The organism is Streptomyces achromogenes subsp. achromogenes (genome assembly GCF_000720835.1).
Lineage (GTDB): Bacteria > Actinomycetota > Actinomycetes > Streptomycetales > Streptomycetaceae > Streptomyces > Streptomyces achromogenes.
The window spans coordinates 176,046-191,668 of the sequence record NZ_JODT01000019.1 but is presented as its reverse complement, the minus strand read 5'-3'; the positions used below and the strand labels follow the sequence as shown (position 1 = coordinate 191,668).

Sequence of the window (15,623 nt, the reverse complement as noted above, 5' to 3'; positions counted from 1 at the left end):
GTGTCCCGCCCGGACGTGGCCCGCCCGCTGCCGGTCTGAGACCGCGCAGGGGCTCAGCGGCCGACGTACTCCGCCAGGTGCTCGCCGGTGATCGTGGAGCGGGCCGCGACCAGCTGGGCCGGGGTGCCCTCGAAGACGATCCGGCCGCCGTCGTGGCCGGCGCCCGGGCCCAGGTCGATGATCCAGTCTGCGTGCGCCATGACCGCCTGGTGGTGCTCGATGACGATCACCGACTTGCCCGCGTCGACCAGCCGGTCCAGCAGGCCGAGCAACTGCTCCACATCGGCCAGGTGCAGCCCGGTGGTCGGCTCGTCCAGGACGTAGATCCCGCCCTTGTCGGTCATGTGCGTGGCCAGCTTCAGCCGCTGCCGCTCGCCGCCGGACAGCGTGGTGAGCGGCTGGCCGAGGGTGAGATAGCCGAGGCCCACGTCGGCCAGGTTCCGCAGCACGCGGTGCGCGGCCGGGGTGCGGCCCTCCCCGCTGCCGAAGAACTCCTCGGCCTGCTCCACCGTCATCGCCAGCACCTCGCTGATGTCCCGGCCGCCGAGCCGGTACTCCAGCACCGAGGCGTCGAACCGCCGGCCCTCGCACTCCTCGCAGGTCGTGGCCACCCCGGCCATGATCGCCAGGTCGGTGTAGACGACCCCGGCGCCGTTGCAGGCCGGGCAGGCGCCCTCGGAGTTCGCGCTGAACAGCGCCGGCTTCACCCCGTTGGCCTTGGCGAACGCCTTGCGGACCGGCTCCAGCAGCCCGGTGTACGTCGCCGGGTTGCTGCGCCGCGAGCCGCGGATCGGACTCTGGTCGACGAAGACCACGCCCGCGCCGGCCGGTACCGACCCGTGCACCAGCGAACTCTTGCCGGAACCGGCCACCCCGGTCACCACGGTCAGCACCCCGAGCGGGATGTCGACGTCGACGCCCTTCAGGTTGTGGGTGGTGGCGCCGCGGATCTCCAGCGCGCCGGACGGCTCGCGCACCCGGTCCTTCAGCGCGGCCCGGTCGTCCAGGTGGCGGCCGGTGAGCGTGCGGGCCGCGCGCAGCCCGGCGACGGTGCCCTCGAAGCAGACGGTGCCGCCGGCCGTACCGGCGCCCGGGCCGAGGTCCACCACATGGTCGGCGATCGCGATGACCTCCGGCTTGTGCTCCACGACGAGCACCGTGTTGCCCTTGTCCCGCAGCCGCAGCAGCAGGTCGTTCATCCGCCGGATGTCGTGCGGGTGCAGACCGGCGGTCGGCTCGTCGAAGACGTACGTGACGTCGGTCAGCGAGGAGCCGAGGTGGCGGATCATCTTCGTACGCTGCGCCTCGCCGCCCGAGAGGGTGCCCGCGGGCCGGTCCAGGGAGAGATAGCCGAGGCCGATCTCCACGAACGAGTCGAGGGTGTCGCGCAGCGAGGCGAGCAGCGGCGCCACCGACGGCTCGTCCAGCTCCCGCACCCACTCGGCCAGGTCGCTGATCTGCATCGCGCAGGCGTCGGCGATGCTGATCCCCTTGATCTTCGAGGAGCGGGCGGCCTCGCTGAGCCGGGTGCCGGCGCAGTCGGGACAGGTGGTGAAGGTGACCGCGCGGTCCACGAACTCCCGGATGTGCGGCTGCATCGCCTCCCGGTCCTTGGCGAGCATGGACTTCTGGATGCGCGGGACGAGACCCTCGTACGTCATGTTGATGCCCGCGATCTTCATGCGGGTCGGCTCGCGGTACAGGAAGTCGTCCAGCTGCGCCTGGGTGAAGGTGCGGATCGGCTTGTCCGGGGCGTAGAGGCCGGACTCGCTGTAGAGGCGGTGGTTCCAGCCGCCGGGCTTGTAGCCGGGGATGGTGAGCGCGCCCTCGTCGAGGGACTTGTCCGCGTCGTAGAGCTGGGTCAGGTCGATGTCGGTGACCGTGCCGCGGCCCTCGCAGCGCGGGCACATGCCGCCGGTGACGGTGAACGCGCGGCGCTCCTTGACCTGCTTCCCGCCGCGTTCCACGGTGACCGCGCCGGCCCCGCTCATGGAGGCGACGTTGAAGGAGAACGCCTTGGGTGAGCCGATGTGCGGGGTGCCGAGCCGGCTGAAGAGGATGCGCAGCATCGCGTTGGCGTCGGTGGCGGTGCCGACCGTGGAGCGCGGGTCGGCGCCCATCCGCTGCTGGTCCACGATGATCGCGGTGGTCAGCCCGTCGAGCACGTCCACGTCGGGCCGCGCCAGGGTGGGCATGAAGCCCTGGACGAACGCGCTGTACGTCTCGTTGATCAGCCGCCGCGACTCCGCGGCGATGGTGTCGAACACCAGGGAGCTCTTGCCCGAGCCGGAGACGCCCGTGAACACCGTCAGGCGGCGCTTGGGTATCTCCACGGTGACGTTCCTGAGGTTGTTCTCCCGCGCGCCGTGCACCCGGATCAGCTCGTGGCTGTCGGCGGCGTGCGGCGCCGGCACCGGCGCGTCGTCCGTCCTCGTGGTCATGCTCATCGCCTCTCCGTCCGTGAAACCCCCGCCACGCTAGCGGCGCACCCCGCCCGCCCGCTTCTCCATTCCTGATCCGGTCGTGGGCCGGTCCCCGTGGTCTGTCGCCGCGATCTGTCCCCGCGGCCTGTCCCTTCGGTCAGCGGACCTCGACGCTGCCGCAGGTGAAGGTGGTCCCCTCCAGCAGCTCCGGGGTCAGGGCGACACCGGTCAGATGCTGGGCGAGGGCGAAGGCGGCCGGTGCGGACAGGTCGGTGCCGGGGTCGTCGGTGTCGGGGTCGTCGGGCTTCCCGTCGGCCTCCCCGTCGTCGTCGAAGGAGAAGCCGACGCCGCGCATGACGTCCAGCAGCTCGTCCGGCGTGGTGCCCCAGCGCTCGTCGGGGAAGCAGGGCTCGAACCACAGACGCCGTACGGTGTCCTCGGCCCACAGGAACGCGTCGAGTCCGTTGATGTTGACGAAGTGCGACACCCAGCGCGTCCCGGCCGAGGCGGGCAGCGCCCGGTCCTCGGTGACGCCGGTGTAGCCGTTGGGCTCGATCAGCAGGGTCCAGTCACCGACGGTCGAGTCACCGACGGTCGCCATGGCGAGGAGCTGCCGCCTGCCGTCCGACGCGCGCACGAGGTCGAAGGCGGCCTCCACCACCGCGTCCGTGCCGGTCAGCGCGGGTTCCGCCCGCCCGGCCAGCCGGCGCAGCAGCTCGGCCGGCGTCAGTCCGCGCACCAGCGTGACGCAGTACGCCTCCGCGAGATCAGGGAAGCGCTCCTCGAACCAGATGTGGTCGGCGGCGGTCGTCGTGGTCATGGGGGAGATCCTCGCGCATGCCACTGACAGCCCGTCCCGGCCCGGCGGCTTCACGATGCGGTGGGTTTGGGGCGGGCCGTGCGGCGGAAGCCTCCGGCATGCGACCGGACGACTGGCACCTCACCGACGACGTCGACGCCTTCCTCGCCCGGGCCGGGGGCTTCCTGCGCTCGCGCCCGGATCTGCACACCATGGCGCTGACGGTGACCGAAGCCCTGCGCGCCCAGGGCCCGGGGGCGTACGGCGCCGAGGCCCCGCTCTTCGGACACCTGGGGGAGCCGGGCGAGGTCCGTGCCGCCTTCCACCGCAGGGCGCGGGGGCTGCTGAGCCCCACCGTCCTCACCCCGGAGCAGGCCGACGCCCTCGCCGCCCGGCTGGCCGGCCTCGGCCACGTCCTCCCCGGGGTCAGCGCCGAGCAGCACACCGCCGCCGCCTTCGCCGGGGCGTGGCGGCGGCACACGGGCGCCACGCCGGCCCTGCGCGCGCAGCGGGTCCGCCTGTACCGGCTGGGCACCCCGATTCCACCGGACCCGCACCCGCGGGGCCGGGCCCGGGCCGCCGGCGAGCGGGACCACGAGCACCTCGTGCGCTGGTGCCGCGCGTTCACGGCGGACGTCGGGGAGGACTTCCCCGCGGACGACGCCGGCTGGTCCGGCACCCGCTTCGCCGCCAAGCGCTTCACCTTCTGGGAGACCCCGGACGGCACGCCCGTCTCGATGGCCGGCGCGACCGCGATGGTCGCCGGCCACGTCCGGGTGGACCCCGTCTACACCCCCGCCCACTTGCGCGGTCGCGGCTACGCGGGCGCGGTGACGGCGGAGGTGGGCCGCTCCGCACGGGCCGCCGGCGCGCACACGGTCGTCCTGTTCGCGGACCCCGCCAACCCCACCAGCACCGCGCTCTACCAGCGCCTCGGGTACGACCCGGTCGCCGAGTTCACGGTGTACGACTTCACGTGAGACCGGATGCCACCGGGCAACCGCCTTGCTGCCCCGCCGCCCCTCAACCGGTGTGGAGGACCCGGAAGCGGTCCGGAGCCGCGGGGTCCCGGTCGACGATCTGGACCGGCGGCCAGGCCCACTGCCGGACGCTGATGCCCGGTACGCGGGAGAAACGGATCGGTCCCCGGGTGCCGTCGGTCGCGACCCGCGGCCAGGACGCGGCGATGCGTGCCCGGTCCGTGCCGTGGGCGCGCAGGACGTCGGCGAGGACGGCGATCGTGTCGTAGCCCTCGAAGGCGACGAAGGAGGGCGTTTCGGTCAGCCGCTCGCGCAGGGCCGCCTCGACGCGCGCGCCGAGCGGGGTGAGGCGCTCGGGCAGGTAGCGCAGGAACGGGATCCCGGCGCCGGAGCCGCCCAGCAGCGTCACCCACTCGGCGAACTCCGGCTGTCCGGCCGGGGCGCCGATCAGGACGCCGGCGAGGCGCGGGTCGCGGCGCACGGACCTGACGACGCGAGCGGCCGGCTCCGGGTGGCCGACCAGCAGGAGCAGGGCCGTCGCGCCGTGGCCGGCGAGCGCGTCGCACAGGGCGGCGGGGCCGAGCGCGCTCATGTCGAGTTCCACGACGTCGCCGCCGCGCGGCGCGAGGTGGTCGCGCAGGATGCCGGTACCGGACGCCCAGTAGACGCTCGGCTGGGTCGCCACGGCGATCCGGCTGTGGCCCGCGCCGAGCAGGAAGTCCGCGTAGCGGCGCCAGCCGTGGGACTGCGCCGGGGCGATCCGGGCGACCCACTCCGTCGGCTGCCCGGTGAGCGCGTCGAGCACCGCGGACGAGCACAGGAAGGGCAGGCCGAGGGCGTCCGCCCGGGCGGCGGCGGCACGGGCGACGACGCTGTGGTACTCGCCCGCCACGGCGGCCACGTCCAGCCGGGCCAGTTCGTCCACCGCCGCCGCGGCCCGCTGTGGATCGGCCGCGGTGTCCCGTACCACCAGCTCCAGCGGGCGCCCGCCGACCCCGCCGGCGTCATTGACGTCCCGCACGCCCAGTTCGAGCCCGGCGAGCAGGTGCCGCCCCGCCTCGGTCCAGCCGGGCGGCGTCAACGGAGCGAGGGCCCCGATCCGGACCGCCCCGTCGGCCCGGTCCGCCCCGAGCGACGTACTCATACGGCGACGCCTCCGCCCGTCTCGTCCCGCACCGGCGGGCCCACTCGGTCGATCACGCGGGCCATTCCAGTCACGGCCCCGGCCGGCGGGCAACCGATTATCCGCGCCCCCCGCGCACCGGGGCGGCTCAGCCGGTGATCTCCCGGAGCAGGTCGCCGCCGTCGTCGTACAGCTCCAGGACGAACCCCACTTGGAACCGGGAGAGCAGCGAGGCGAGGGCATCGAGCCTGCCGGGGTCGACGACTCCGTTCAGCAGGGTCTCCGCCCGGTCGAGCGGATCGAGCTCGACCCGGCACCAGCGCGTCTGGACCTCGTACCCCTCCCAGGACGAGGAGTCCGACCTCCACCCCGCCCCGACGAACAGCTCGGCCACAGCGGAGACGCCGTGTCCCCGAAGAATCGCGCACACGTTGTTGCCGGCGTCCCGCCACTCGGGATCCAGCTCCGGACCGTCGTCCGAGATGTCCACCGTAGAGATCCTTCCGGTTCCGGGACGGGCGGGTCACCGGCCGTGCGGCCGGACCCGCAGCGGGCCGACCGAAGTGTTCTGGAACAGGCTGCTGGTGTCGACGCCGAGACCATGCCCGGCTTGATAGTTAGCCTAGCAACAGTTAGCGTGCTAACTATGGGTGGAGCGAACCGAGAGAGCACGTTGGAGTTGATGCGGTGGGTGGTGTGGGGACAGCGGCGCATCGCTGAAGACTGGATACGGGAACGCGGCCTCACGCACGAGCAGAGTGCGGTGCTGGCGTACCTGTCGAAGAACCCGGACGCCATTCAGCGTGACGTCGCGCGGGCCATGCGCACCAGTGCGCCGAGCGTCTCGCGGCTCCTGGCCGGACTCGAGCGGCGCGGACTCGTGGAGCGCCAGACGCAGGAGGGCGACACGCGCAGCCGCCGGGTGCGTGTCACTCCAGCGGGCTCCGAGCTGATCCAGGGTTTCGAAGAGGCAATGGACGGTGTCGAGGAGTCGATCCTCGCGCCGCTGGGTGCCGCGGGGCGGGCGCGGCTCCATGAATTGCTGGAACAGCTCGCGTCCCGGATCGAGCCACCCGGCTCTCCCTGACCCGGCTCCACTGCTCCGCACGGCGGCCGGGAGCCTTGCGGGCAGGACCGCCGGTTCCTCCAGCAGCAGTAAGGAATCCAGGTATGACCCAGATCACGATCATCGGTGCCGGTCTTGCGGGGCTGACCCTGGCACGAACCCTGGCGGTTCACGGCATCGCGTCCACGGTGTACGAAGCGGAAGCGTCCGCTCGGGCCCGGGGCCAAGGCGGGATGCTCGACATCCACGACTACAACGGACAGCACGCCATCCGTGCCGCCGGCCTGATGAACGGCTTCCGGTCCCTCGTCCTCGAAGGCCGCCAGGCGTCCCGCGATGTGGCACCTGACGGCACCATCCTGGCGGACCGGCCCGATGACCCCGCCGGAGGCCGCCCCGAGGTGCAGCGTGGCGAGCTTCGGCAGTTGCTGCTGGAATCCCTGCCCCCCGGCACAGTCGTCTGGGGCCACAGGACTCGAAGCGTCCGGACCCTCGCCGACGGTCGTCACGAAGTGACCTTCGCCAACGGATCGACGATCGCCACCGACATCCTCGTCGGTGCCGACGGCGCCTGGTCGAAGGTCCGGCCGCTGCTCTCCGACGCCACGCCGGCCTATGCCGGACGCTCGATGATCGAGACGTACCTGTACGAGAGCGGCACCCGGCACCCTGCCACCCTGGAGCTGGTCGGTAGCGGGTCGATGACCGCCTACGACGAAACCACTCGCATCGGTCTCGGCGTGCAGCGCGAGCGCGCGGACACCTTGCACTCCTACGCCATGTTCGACCAGCCGCTCGACTGGTTCGCCGGCATCGACTTCGATGACGGCCCTGCGGCCGCCCGTACGGTCGCGGCGATGTTCGAGGGGTGGGCGCCGGAGCTCGTCGCCCTGGTCGCGGACAGCGACATTCCGCCGGTCTTCCGCCCCTTGTACGGGCTGCCGATCGGACACCGCTGGGAACACGTACCCGGGGCCACGCTCATCGGAGACGCCGCCCACCTGGCTCCGCCGGACGGCGAAGGGGCGAACTGGGCACTCTTCGACGCGGGTCAGCTCGGCAACGCCATTGCCCGACAGCCCGAGAACGTCGACGCGGCCATCCGCGCCTACGAAGCCGCGCTCTTCCCGCGGAACATCGACACGGCGACCGCCGCCGCGGCCTACTACCCCGAATACACACCGTACTGACCGACCCACAGCAACCGGACGGGCCGGAGACTTCACCGCAGGTGTGGGACGTGGCGGTAGGCGATCAGGCTGACGGCGAGACCGGGAAAGGCCTCGAGGATCCCGCACAGGGCCTCGTAAGGTGGGGGCATGTGGACCCAGCACACCCAGGCTCTGTGATCGCGAGGCGTTGAGGGCGATGCCGTACGGCGTCGCCCTCCTTGGTGTGCCTGTCGCGTGATCCCTCTTCCTTGCGCCGCCCGCACCGAGGCGGCGCGAAGCCGGGCTCCTTCTTCCTGAAGACAGCGGTTCCCGAGAGCGCGTACAGGCACGGTCCCTTCCCTTCACCGTTGCCAGGAGTGCCTCGTGCCCGCGCTGCTTCCCCCTGCCCTCGAACCGTTCCTCGACGTGCTGCGCTGCCCGGTGTGCCGCGCCCGTCTCCGCCCCGGCCACGGCTCACTGCGCTGCCCGTCGGGCCACACCTTCGACATCGCACGTCAGGGCTACGTCAGCCTCCTGACCGGCATCCGCGCCACCAGCGGTGACGACGCGGCCATGGTCCAGGCCCGGACCCGGTTCCTGTCCACCGGCGGGTACGCCCCCATCAGCGAGACCCTGACCCGCCTGGCAGCCGACGCCCTGCCCGCTCGGGGTACGGTCGTGGACATCGGCTGCGGCACCGGCTACTACCTGGCCGGCGTCCTCGATCGACTGCCCGGCGCCCGCGGCCTCGGGCTGGACACGTCGGTACGCGCCCTGCGCTCGGCGGCCCGGAGCCATCCGCGAGCCGCCGCCGCGAGCTGGGACGTCTTCCGCCCCTTCCCCCTGGGCGACAGCACGGTCGACGTCCTGCTGAACGTGTTCGCCCCGCGCAACCCGTCCGAATTCCACCGGGTGCTGCGTCCGGCCGGCCGGCTGATCGTGGTGCGCCCCACCGAGCGGCACCTGGCCGAGCTGCGGGGCCGGATCCCCGCGATGGTCACGATCGACCCGGACAAGGAACAGCGCCTGCGACAGACGCTGGACCCCTGCTTCGAGGCCACCGGTACCCGGCACGTGGAATACACCGCTTCTCTCACCAGGCAGGAAGCCATCGACCTGGTGGGGATGACACCGAGCGCACGCCACCTGACCCACGCGGACCTGGCCGATCAGGGCCCCCTGCCCGCCCGGGTCACCGTCTCCGTGCTCGCCACCTCCTACCGGCCTCGGTGACGACGGGCGGCACGCCTCCCGCATCTTGCCGAGGTCGGCCGGCACTTCCATGGCCGCGGCCTTGTCCGTCGGCAGCAAGGGAGATCGCCCTCCTGCTGAGCGCTAACGGCCGCTGAAGAAGTCGGTGAGGGCGGCGGCGACGGCCTCGGGCTGTTCCTCGGGGATGTAGTGACCGGCGTCGGGCACGAGGACGCCGGTCACGTTCTCGGCCCACGGGCTGAGGGAGGCCGCCATATCCGGGATCGAGCCGTGGCTGCTGGAGATTCCGAGGACGGGCACGGTCAGCCGCCGTCGCTCGAGTGCCGCGCGGTTCTTGCGCGCGGACTCGGCGGCGTCGCGGTAGTAGGCGAGGCCGGTGCGCAGGCCGCCGTCGACGGCGAGGGCCGCGCCGTAGTGGTCGAGCTCTGCCTCCTCGAACGCGTCGGACGCGAGGGACTTGGTCCTCAGGAACCAGCTGACGTACTCCCGCTCGCGGCCGGCTATCAGCGTCTCGGGCAGGCCGGGCACCACGTGGAACGCGAAGTGCCAGGTCTTGAACGCCACAGCCGGGTCGAGGGGGATCGCTTCCGGCATGGTGATACCGGGAATTCCGGCATCGAGCAGCGCGACCCCGTGCAGTCGGCTCTCGTGGTTCAGGGCGAGGGAGAAGGCGACCCAGGCGCCGATGTCGTGCCCGGCGAGCCAGTAGTCCCGCACGCCGAGAGCGGTCACGCCGGCCTGGATGTGCGCGGCGACCGTGTGCGTGTCGTAGCCGAGCTCCGGATGCTCGGAGTTGCCTTGGCCCGGCAGGTCGATCGCGATGACCCGGAACCGGTCGGCGAGAGCGGGCATGACCTTTCGCCAGGCCCACCACGTCTGCGGGAACCCGGTGAGCAGGACGACGGCCGGTCCGTCCGGCCGGCCGCCTTCGACGGCGTGCAGGCGGACGCCGTCGGCGTCGACCCAGCGGTGCGTGAATCCGGCCAGGTCGTGCGGGGGCAGGGCGGGGACGGGGTTGGTCATGGGAATCCTCCATCGAGGCGCGTGGACCGTGATGCGACGCTAGCACGTCTTGAACTGATTAGTTCAAGATGCGAGGATGGGTCGCATGGCAGGCAAGAAGCAGTTCGACATGGACACGGTGCTCGACGCCGCGATGATCCAGTTCTGGCGCTCCGGCTACGCCGACACCTCGCTCGACGACCTGTCCCGGGCGACCGGCCTGAACCGCAGCTCGATCTACTCCTCGCTCGGCGACAAGGACGCGCTCTTCCTTCGCTGCCTGGATCGCTACGCCACGCGCTACGGCGCCAAGTACGACGCCGCCCTGTCGTGCGCGGCCGAGGACCCCGTCGCCGCCGTCCGCGCGTTCTTCGACGTCACCCTGGGGCGCATCGCCGATCCCGCCGTGCCCGACGGATGCCTGATGGCCCAGTCGGTCATGGCGAGTCCGGCGCTCAGCCCGGGCGTCGCGGAGCGTGTCAAGGAGTTGTTCGGCCTCCAGCGCCCGCGCCTGCGCACCGCGCTGAAGGCCGGCGGAATGTCCGACGGGAACGCCGAGGACTTCGCCGTACACATAGCGGCCGTGAACCAGTCCCTCGCGGTGATGGGGAGGGCCGGGTCGAGCCCGGAGCAACTCCGGGCGATCGTCGACGTGACCGTCGACGCGCTCGCGCGGGCGCTGAGACCGGCCGGATAGCAGCGGGCGGACCTCGCGGATGGCCGCGGAGACGGTGGAGCGGTCGACCCCCGTACAACTGCGCGAGGGCGGCGTGCGGCAGGTTCGGCCGCAGGCGGACCAGCGTGACCGGCAGTCGGTAGCGCACGGGCCCGGGTGAGCGTCACAACTCACCCAACCCGTGCGGCTCTTCTCACGTCAGGGGCCGATCGCGACCACCGCCACTCTCACGGTCGCTACGGCAGTGCCGGCCAGACCAGGGCCTGGGCGACGATGACGTTCTCACCGTTGAAGGTGACGGCGGGACCTTCGTGCAGTTCGTAGCCGAGACCAATCGCTTCGCTCACACGTTGGCAGAACGCGGCATCGTCTGGGCCGGTCAGGACTCGGTAGACAGGCAATCCGTCTGGTGGTGTGCTCATGAGGAGAAGGATCTCAGGCTCACCCGCCAACCGATCCGGCGAGCCGACATGCCCCGAACTCAATCGCTCCCCACCACCTGCGACACACTTTTGCAAGCAGGTGCTTGCAAAAGTTAGCGAGGGTGGGCATGGTGGAGGCATGGCATCGCTGAACGTCGGCAATCTCGGTGAGTACCTGCGCGAGCAGCGGCGGAACGCCCAGCTGTCGCTGCGGCAGCTCGCCGACGCCGCCGGGGTGTCCAACCCGTACCTGAGCCAGATCGAGCGCGGACTGCGCAAGCCCAGCGCGGAGGTGCTCCAGCAGGTCGCCAAGGCCCTGCGCATCTCCGCCGAGACGCTGTACGTCCGCGCCGGCATCCTCGACGCCGAGCGGGACCGGGACGAGGTCGAGACGCGCGCCGTCATCCTCGCCGATCCCTCGCTCAACGAGCGGCAGAAGCAGGTGCTGCTCCAGATCTACGAGTCCTTCCGCAAGGAGAACGGACTCGGGACCGGCGAGGGGGCCGGACCGGCGCGGGACGGGGACGGCGCCGCGGACCAGGGAACCGGCGGCGGCAGCAGTACGGCCGGCGGAGGCGATGCCGCCGGAAGCGACACCGACGCGGGCCGGCGGCGGACGGCCGGATAAAGCCGGACCAGGGCTCGGACGCCCGCCGCGGACCTCGTCAACCCAGCCGAACGCGAATCCGATCCGGGAGGATCCCCACCATGGCCATCACCGACGACCTGCGCAAGACCCTCAGCGACCCGACCCCGCTCTACTTCGCCGCCGGCACCGCCGATCTGGCGCTTCAGCAGGCCAAGAAGGTGCCGGCCCTGGTCGAGCAGCTGCGCGTCGAGGCCCCGGCCCGCATCGACGCCGTACGCAACACCGACCCCAAGGCCGTGCAGGAGAAGGCCGCCGCCCGCGCCAAGGAGGCGCAGGCGACCCTTCAGGCCAAGGTCGGCGAGCTCATCGGCGCCCTCGACGTGAAGAAGCTGGGCGAGACCGCCCAGGACCTCGCCCTGCGCGGGGTCGGCGTCGCCGCCGAGTACGCCGTCAAGGCCCGCGAGACCTACGAGAAGGTGGCCGAGCACGGCGAACAGGCCGTGAAGACCTGGCGCGGCGAGGCCGCCGAGGAGATCGAGGACCTGGCGATCGTCGTCGAGGGCAAGCCCGAGCCGGTCGCGGTCCACGACGACGAGCCGAAGCCGGCCGGGACGACGGCGGAGCCCGCCGCGGAGCAGAAGTCCGCGGTGCGGAAGCCGCCGGCCGCCCGCAAGACCACCACCGGGAAGAAGACCACGCCGTCGGCCAAGGGAGAGTGACCGGCCGGACGGGCACGGGCCGGGCACCTTGGGGGTGTCCGGCCCGTTCTATGGGTACGGTGGCGGCGTAGCAGGGGATCGCGAAATCGACGGATGGTGGGCGACATGCTGATGCTGGGCTTCGCGGGGTTCATGGGCATCTTGAAGATCATCCTCATGGCCCTGGCCGCGGTCGGGCTGTTCGACGCCGCGTTCCGGCGGGAGGACGCCTTCCGCGCCGCCGACAAGCAGAACAAGGTCTTCTGGCTGATCATCCTCGGCATCGCGCTCGTGGTCAGCTATCTGTTCTCGATCCTGTCCATCCTGCCGATCGCCGGCGCGGTCGCCAGCATCGTCTACCTCGTCGACGTCCGCCCCGCCCTCCAGCAGGTCGGCGGCGGCCGCGGCTGGGGCCGCCGCGGCCGGGGGAGCAGCAGCGACGGTCCGTACGGGCCGTGGAACGGCGGCCGGTAGCGGCCTCCGGCGAGGGCGCCTGCCGAGCGCCGGGTGCGGGCCGGCCGTATCGACACTCCGCCATGTGGGCGCGCACAGCCTCCACGCACCCGCCCCGGCCGCCACGCACCCGCCCCCGTCCCCGGCAACGGCGCGCCGGCCCGACGGCGAAACCCCTACGCCGCCCGGTCCAGCAGCACCACGGCCACGTCGTCCGTCAGCTCGCCCCCGTTCAGCTCCCGGACCTCGTGCACCGCGGCCCGCAGCAGTTCCTCCCCGCGCAGCCCCTCGGCCAGCTGCCGGCGGATCATCTCCACCATGCCGTCCTGACCCAGCCGCTCCCCGTCCACGCCGACCCGGCCCTCGATCAGACCGTCGGTGTAGAGCATCAGGCTCCACTCGGCGCCCAGCTCCACCTGCATCCGGGGCCAGCGGGCGCCGGGCAGCAGGCCCAGGGCGGGGCCGTTGTTCTCGTAGGGCAGCAGCCGCGGCGCCCGGCCGGGGCGGGCGATCAGCGGCGCCGGATGGCCCGCCAGGCACAGGCCCGCGCGGCGGCCGTCCGGGGCGATGTCCACCGTGCACAGCGTCGCGAAGATCTCCTCGTCGGCGCGCTCGTGCTCCAGCACCTGCTGGAGGGTGTTCAGCAGCTCGTCCCCGCACAGCCCGGCCAGGGTCAGCGCCCGCCAGGCGATGCGCAGCTCCACGCCCAGCGCGGCCTCGTCCGGGCCGTGCCCGCAGACGTCGCCGATCATGGCGTGCACGGTGCCGTCCGGGGTGCGCACGGCGTCGTAGAAGTCGCCGCCGAGCAGGGCCCGGGAGCGGCCCGGCCGGTAGCGGGCGGCGAACCGCAGCGAGGAGCCGTCCAGCAGCGGGGTGGGCAGCAGACCGCGCTCCAGGCGGCGGTTCTCCTGCGCGCGCAGCCGGCCCTCGGCGAGCCGCCGCTCGGCCGTCTCGGAACGCTTGCGCTCCACGGCGTAGCGGATGGCGCGGCTGAGCAGCCGGCCGTCCAGCTCGTCCCGGAACAGGTAGTCCTGGGCGCCCACGCGCACGGCCTCGGCGCCGCGCTCGGCGTCGCCGGAGGCGGTCAGCGCGAGCACGGCGTGCCGGGGCGCGAGCCGCAGCACGTGCCGGAGCACGGCCAGCTCGTCGTCGGTGTCGTCGCCGCCCGGCGCCGGGAGGGCCAGGTCCAGCAGGATGCAGTGGACGTCGTCGGTGAGCAGCCGCTCGGCCTCGGTGAGGTTGCGGGCGGTGCGCACGCGGATCGGCTTGCCGGCCGAGTCCAGCAGATCGGGCACGATCGGCGAGCCGGCCGGATCGTCCTCGATCAGCAGCAGGGTGAGAGTGGCGCCGGTGCCGTGCGCGGGCGTCGCGTCGCGGTGCGCCTCTTCCTTGAGGGGGCCGCCGACGGCCTGCGGGGCCTGCGCCTGACCACTCTCCACGGCCGGGATCGCTCTCTGCCGCGGTACGGGTACGGGCATCGTCTTGGGTTCCTTCCCTCCCCCCGAGGGCACGGCGGCATCGAGGGTCTCGACCCACCGACCGGTGACCATAGCGGCTGGGACCGCCCCGACGGAATGGTGTGAGCCGGGTCGCTCCGCCGTCCGCCGTCGTCATATGCCGCGTTCCGTACCGCAGTTGGACACGATGGCGGCCCGTCCGGGATGACGAAGCTCACGTCCGGCGGGAGTTGGCCGTGCGGTGGGTCACGTGACCCGGGTCACCGGGCGTGGGCGGGGCGGGGCGAGTTGCGGCGTGCGTCACGCGTCCGGTCGTACGACACCCAGGATCGGCATGGAACCGGCGCCCGCCTCCGTCACCGTACGGCCGGGGCGCGGGGCGTGGATGATCCTGCCGTCGCCGATGTACAGGGCGACATGGCTGGCGTCGTCGAAGTAGATGACGAGGTCGCCGGGGCGCATGTCCTCGACGTCCACGTGCGGCAGCTGCCGCCACTGCTCCTGCGAGGTGCGCGGGACCGGGTGCCCGGCCGCGGCCCAGGCCTGGGAGGTCAGGCCGGAGCAGTCGAAGGAGTCCGGGCCCTCGGCGCCCCACACGTACGGCTTGCCGAGCTGTTCGGCGGCGAACTTCACGGCCTTCTCGCCCGGCGCGGAGGCCTGGTCGTGGGCGTCCTTCAGGACCCCGGTGTCCAGCCAGGCGGTCTGGGCCTTCCGCGCGGCCTGTCGCTCCAGCTCGGCGAGGCGCTCCTTCTCCTTCTTCTCCAGCCGGGACTGCAGCTCCTCCGCCGCGTCGATCTGCTGCTCGATCTTCTTCTTGGCGGCGGCCTTGGCCTTGCGGTTGACCTCCAGCCGCTTCCACTGGGCGGAGGCGTCGTCGGCGTAGGCCCGCAACTCCTTCTGGGTACGGGACATCTCGGCCATCAGCCCGGTGGCCGCCCGCTGGCCCTGGAGCACCCGGCCGGCGCCGTCGAGGAACCGTCCGGGGTCGTCGGTGAGCAGGAACCGGGCGGTGGAGGACAGGCCGCCCGTGCGGTACTGGTCCCGGGCCGCCGCGCCCGCCCGGTCCTTCAGCCCGTCCAGCCGCCGCTGCCCCTGGTCGATCTTCCGGTCCAGCTCCACGATCTCGGCGGACTGCTTCTCCGCCTTCTCCTCGGCCGCGTTGTAGGCGTCGGTGGCCACGGACGCGTCATGGTAGAGCTTGTCGAGCTTGGCGCGGACCTCCTCGAGGTCCTTGTCCGGCAGGGGAGTCGGCGCCGGTGTGGGCGTGGGCACGGGTGCGGGGGCCGCGAACGCCGTGCCGGGTGCCGCGAGGACGGTCACCGCGCAGACCACGGTCAGGGCGGCCGTGAGCAGGCCGCGCTTGCCCGAACCCATACCTGTTTCCCCCAAACTGATTTACCGTCAGTAACTTACGGTCGTCTGAGGGATCGTGCCACGGTCGCGCGCAAAGCGACAGAGGCCGTCGGGCAAACCGGATGCCCCGGCCGGCCGCCGGGTACGGCGATCACCCCGCCCCGTGTGACGAACGAGACGCCGGATGCGTTCCCCCGGGTGCGTCAGGCTCGGCCGGCC

The 15,623-nt window shown here is 72.4% G+C and carries 16 protein-coding genes; 8 read left to right on the top strand and 8 right to left on the bottom strand.

All coding sequences use genetic code 11. The features are described 5' to 3' along the window. Positions 1 to 53: 53 nt before the first annotated feature. Together IH25_RS0120790 and IH25_RS0120785 are read right to left on the bottom strand one after the other, a co-directional pair. The gene (locus IH25_RS0120790; RefSeq protein WP_030612392.1) at positions 54 to 2,447 is read right to left on the bottom strand and encodes an ATP-binding cassette domain-containing protein; all 2,394 of its coding nucleotides are present in this window, start codon (positions 2,445 to 2,447) and stop codon (positions 54 to 56) included. Between the two features lie 133 nt (positions 2,448 to 2,580). Continuing rightward, a complete protein-coding gene (locus IH25_RS0120785; RefSeq protein ID WP_030612391.1) occupies positions 2,581 to 3,243 on the bottom strand; it encodes a DUF6461 domain-containing protein in 663 nt (220 codons plus the stop codon). A 98-nt stretch (positions 3,244 to 3,341) separates the two neighbouring features. On the opposite strand from IH25_RS0120785, the gene IH25_RS0120780 reads away from it, so the two are divergent. Beyond that, positions 3,342 to 4,202 (top strand): GNAT family N-acetyltransferase, encoded by an 861-nt coding sequence (locus tag IH25_RS0120780; protein ID WP_030612388.1) that lies wholly within the window; start codon positions 3,342 to 3,344, stop codon positions 4,200 to 4,202. Positions 4,203 to 4,245: 43 nt separating this feature from the next. On the opposite strand, the gene IH25_RS0120775 is transcribed toward IH25_RS0120780, so the two are convergent. Beyond that, positions 4,246 to 5,346: an ABC transporter substrate-binding protein gene (locus IH25_RS0120775; protein WP_030612385.1), complete on the bottom strand. Its 1,101-nt coding sequence runs from the start codon at positions 5,344 to 5,346 to the stop codon at positions 4,246 to 4,248. Positions 5,347 to 5,473: 127 nt separating this feature from the next. Further along, positions 5,474 to 5,815: a hypothetical protein gene (locus IH25_RS0120770; RefSeq protein WP_030612382.1), complete on the bottom strand. Its 342-nt coding sequence runs from the start codon at positions 5,813 to 5,815 to the stop codon at positions 5,474 to 5,476. Between the two features lie 156 nt (positions 5,816 to 5,971). On the opposite strand from IH25_RS0120770, the gene IH25_RS0120765 reads away from it, so the two are divergent. From IH25_RS0120765 to IH25_RS0120755, 3 genes are all read left to right on the top strand, one after another. Further along, the gene (locus tag IH25_RS0120765; RefSeq protein ID WP_030612379.1) at positions 5,972 to 6,412 is read left to right on the top strand and encodes a MarR family winged helix-turn-helix transcriptional regulator; all 441 of its coding nucleotides are present in this window, start codon (positions 5,972 to 5,974) and stop codon (positions 6,410 to 6,412) included. 83 nt (positions 6,413 to 6,495) lie between these two features. Continuing rightward, entirely contained in the window at positions 6,496 to 7,581 is a 1,086-nt protein-coding gene (locus IH25_RS0120760; RefSeq protein ID WP_030612375.1) for an FAD-dependent oxidoreductase, read from the top strand. Positions 7,582 to 7,926: 345 nt separating this feature from the next. Continuing rightward, positions 7,927 to 8,775: a putative RNA methyltransferase gene (locus tag IH25_RS0120755; protein WP_030612372.1), complete on the top strand. Its 849-nt coding sequence runs from the start codon at positions 7,927 to 7,929 to the stop codon at positions 8,773 to 8,775. Between the two features lie 102 nt (positions 8,776 to 8,877). Here IH25_RS0120755 and IH25_RS0120750 read toward each other — a convergent pair whose 3' ends face one another. Then, positions 8,878 to 9,777, bottom strand: a complete 900-nt coding sequence (locus IH25_RS0120750; protein ID WP_030612369.1) for an alpha/beta fold hydrolase — start codon at positions 9,775 to 9,777, stop codon at positions 8,878 to 8,880. An 85-nt stretch (positions 9,778 to 9,862) separates the two neighbouring features. Between IH25_RS0120750 and IH25_RS0120745 the strand changes: the two genes are divergently transcribed. Further along, positions 9,863 to 10,453: a TetR/AcrR family transcriptional regulator gene (locus IH25_RS0120745; RefSeq protein WP_030612366.1), complete on the top strand. Its 591-nt coding sequence runs from the start codon at positions 9,863 to 9,865 to the stop codon at positions 10,451 to 10,453. Between the two features lie 215 nt (positions 10,454 to 10,668). On the opposite strand, the gene IH25_RS42845 is transcribed toward IH25_RS0120745, so the two are convergent. Beyond that, positions 10,669 to 10,854, bottom strand: a complete 186-nt coding sequence (locus tag IH25_RS42845; protein WP_030612363.1) for a DUF1737 domain-containing protein — start codon at positions 10,852 to 10,854, stop codon at positions 10,669 to 10,671. 139 nt (positions 10,855 to 10,993) lie between these two features. Between IH25_RS42845 and IH25_RS0120730 the strand changes: the two genes are divergently transcribed. The 3 genes from IH25_RS0120730 (at position 10,994) to IH25_RS0120720 (ending at position 12,615) form a co-directional block, all read left to right on the top strand. After that, the gene (locus tag IH25_RS0120730; protein ID WP_030612360.1) at positions 10,994 to 11,482 is read left to right on the top strand and encodes a helix-turn-helix domain-containing protein; all 489 of its coding nucleotides are present in this window, start codon (positions 10,994 to 10,996) and stop codon (positions 11,480 to 11,482) included. An 80-nt stretch (positions 11,483 to 11,562) separates the two neighbouring features. Then, the gene (locus IH25_RS0120725; protein WP_030612356.1) at positions 11,563 to 12,162 is read left to right on the top strand and encodes a hypothetical protein; all 600 of its coding nucleotides are present in this window, start codon (positions 11,563 to 11,565) and stop codon (positions 12,160 to 12,162) included. A gap of 96 nt (positions 12,163 to 12,258) precedes the next feature. Then, positions 12,259 to 12,615, top strand: coding sequence for a DUF2516 family protein (locus IH25_RS0120720; protein WP_037655358.1), 357 nt, complete (start codon positions 12,259 to 12,261; stop codon positions 12,613 to 12,615). 155 nt (positions 12,616 to 12,770) lie between these two features. Here IH25_RS0120720 and IH25_RS0120715 read toward each other — a convergent pair whose 3' ends face one another. Beyond that, on the bottom strand, positions 12,771 to 14,072 hold the full coding sequence (locus IH25_RS0120715) for a PP2C family protein-serine/threonine phosphatase (RefSeq protein WP_030612350.1): 1,302 nt from the start codon (positions 14,070 to 14,072) through the stop codon (positions 12,771 to 12,773). Positions 14,073 to 14,351: 279 nt separating this feature from the next. Continuing rightward, entirely contained in the window at positions 14,352 to 15,425 is a 1,074-nt protein-coding gene (locus IH25_RS0120710) for a C40 family peptidase (RefSeq protein ID WP_030612349.1), read from the bottom strand. Positions 15,426 to 15,623: the final 198 nt, after the last annotated feature.

Excerpts from the sequence above, each read along its gene's own strand:
- IH25_RS0120790 (WP_030612392.1), bottom strand. The coding sequence starts at position 2,447 with ATGAGCATGACCACGAGGACGGACGACGCGCCGGTGCCGGCGCCGCAC.
- IH25_RS0120785 (WP_030612391.1), bottom strand. The coding sequence starts at position 3,243 with ATGACCACGACGACCGCCGCCGACCACATCTGGTTCGAGGAGCGCTTC.
- IH25_RS0120780 (WP_030612388.1), top strand. The coding sequence starts at position 3,342 with ATGCGACCGGACGACTGGCACCTCACCGACGACGTCGACGCCTTCCTC.
- IH25_RS0120775 (WP_030612385.1), bottom strand. The coding sequence starts at position 5,346 with ATGAGTACGTCGCTCGGGGCGGACCGGGCCGACGGGGCGGTCCGGATC.
- IH25_RS0120765 (WP_030612379.1), top strand. The coding sequence starts at position 5,972 with ATGGGTGGAGCGAACCGAGAGAGCACGTTGGAGTTGATGCGGTGGGTG.
- IH25_RS0120760 (WP_030612375.1), top strand. The coding sequence starts at position 6,496 with ATGACCCAGATCACGATCATCGGTGCCGGTCTTGCGGGGCTGACCCTG.
- IH25_RS0120750 (WP_030612369.1), bottom strand. The coding sequence starts at position 9,777 with ATGACCAACCCCGTCCCCGCCCTGCCCCCGCACGACCTGGCCGGATTC.
- IH25_RS0120745 (WP_030612366.1), top strand. The coding sequence starts at position 9,863 with ATGGCAGGCAAGAAGCAGTTCGACATGGACACGGTGCTCGACGCCGCG.
- IH25_RS42845 (WP_030612363.1), bottom strand. The coding sequence starts at position 10,854 with ATGAGCACACCACCAGACGGATTGCCTGTCTACCGAGTCCTGACCGGC.
- IH25_RS0120730 (WP_030612360.1), top strand. The coding sequence starts at position 10,994 with ATGGCATCGCTGAACGTCGGCAATCTCGGTGAGTACCTGCGCGAGCAG.
- IH25_RS0120725 (WP_030612356.1), top strand. The coding sequence starts at position 11,563 with ATGGCCATCACCGACGACCTGCGCAAGACCCTCAGCGACCCGACCCCG.
- IH25_RS0120715 (WP_030612350.1), bottom strand. The coding sequence starts at position 14,072 with ATGCCCGTACCCGTACCGCGGCAGAGAGCGATCCCGGCCGTGGAGAGT.
- IH25_RS0120710 (WP_030612349.1), bottom strand. The coding sequence starts at position 15,425 with ATGGGTTCGGGCAAGCGCGGCCTGCTCACGGCCGCCCTGACCGTGGTC.